Below are 1,691 nucleotides of genomic sequence, written 5' to 3'. Positions count from 1 at the left end.
GGAGGGGCGCCGGGGGCGGGAATCTGGGCGTACACATTTCCTACACAGTTTGGAATCCGACTAACGTTTGCCAGCCGTTAACTACCGCTCGCCGAGCATCTCTTTATATAAGGCAGTCTCATGGTTAAAGCGGATACGTTCCCCTAGCTAAAGCACAGCCAGCATCGAGCAACTCATCACGTTCTTCCACCGAGAACCCCTCGGCGTAGACGCGCACCACTGGTTCGGTCCCGCTAGGACGGACCAGCAGCCACGTGTCATCCTCGAATGCCAAACGCAAGCCATCCATATGACTAACGTTTTGCGGCACCTTGCCACAAATCGACTTGGGGTTTACGCCCGGCAGCAGCGTTCGTAACGTTTCGGCATCTTCGGCCTCAAGGCGCAAATCGCGTCGACCGTAACTCGTCTTACCAAAACTGTCCTCGAGTTGGTCGACCAGAACGCCCAAAGGCGCGTCCGTCTTTGCCATAAGCTCACACAGAATCAGACAGGCGAGGATTCCATCGCGCTCGGGCATATGCGCGGCGATGCCGATACCACCGGCTTCTTCGCCGCCCATGAGGACGCCGCCCTTCTTCATCTCCGCCGCTATATATTTGAAACCGACTGGTTTGACGGTCACGCGGCAGCCAAGCGCCTCGGCAATGCGACGCACGAGCGTCGAGCACGAAAGATTGACGACGACGCGCCCCTCCAAATTACGAAATTGAACCAAGTCGCCCAAAACGAGCGCCATGATCTGATGCGGATGTATATATCTGCCGCGCTCGTCAACCGCGCCGATACGGTCGGCGTCGCCGTCGGTCACCAGGCCAGCGCAAGCTCCGTCCTCGATAACCGTATGCTCGCAAGCGTCCACCCACGGCTCAACGGGGTCGGGACAGATATCTTCTTGGTCAGGCGCCTGCCCGGCGTGAATCTCGTGCACCTCAACGCCAAGCTCGCGCAGCAAGTCGGCTAGATAGCCCTGGGCTGCGCCGCCCATGGGGTCAACAACCACGCGCAGGTGCGCGGCGCGGATGGCTTCGGCATCGACAAACGATGCCACCGCTTGCATATAGTCAGGAATGATATCCGCGGTGCGATATTGCCCCTCGATCCCCATTGGCTCGGGAGCCATGGTCTCTTCGAGCTCTTCGATGACATCCTGGTTGGCGGTCGAGCCGTCACCCATGCGAATCTTGAGACACAGATAACCCTGCGGATGATGGGACCCCGTCACCATGAGCGCGCCGCACGCCTCACCGTCATAAGCCGCCGCCCACGTAAGAGCAGGGGTCGGAACAGGTCGCGAAGCGAGCACGGCGTCTAGCCCGTGCGCTGCTAGCACACCCGCCGCAAGCTCAGCGAACTCGCGCGCCAGGGGCCGAGTGTCGAACCCTATATATACTGTTTTGCCCGGATTGGTCTTTTGCCACAACTCGCCGACGGCATCGGCGATACGGGCAACGTTATCGGCAGTGAAGTCCTCATCGACGCGAGCGCGCCAACCGTCAGTTCCAAAATGAATTATCGCGCACACGCGCAGACACCTCACAGTGTTTGGATCATGGTACGCATGAGGTATACCCGCGATACACACTCGGCAACCTGCCGGCACCAGCATTCACCATTTGGGCAAATGCTGCCGAGGACATGCAAGCAAAATCAGAACCACCCTTAAAAAGGGTGGTTTGCTCTTAGGGTAT

1 protein-coding gene is annotated in these 1,691 nt (G+C 58.8%); it reads right to left on the bottom strand.

Annotated features, from left to right (window positions below; translation table 11 throughout):
* Window positions 1–124: 124 nt before the first annotated feature.
* Window positions 125–1,525 (bottom strand): phosphoglucomutase/phosphomannomutase family protein, encoded by a 1,401-nt coding sequence (locus DW233_RS10040; protein ID WP_055252637.1) that lies wholly within the window; start codon window positions 1,523–1,525, stop codon window positions 125–127.
* Window positions 1,526–1,691: the final 166 nt, after the last annotated feature.

The sequence above is a fragment of the Collinsella sp. AM20-15AC genome (assembly GCF_003471405.1).
Classification (GTDB): Bacteria; Actinomycetota; Coriobacteriia; order Coriobacteriales; family Coriobacteriaceae; genus Collinsella.
Note: the sequence above shows the minus strand (reverse complement) of the source record. Positions and strands in the feature narration are given on the sequence as shown.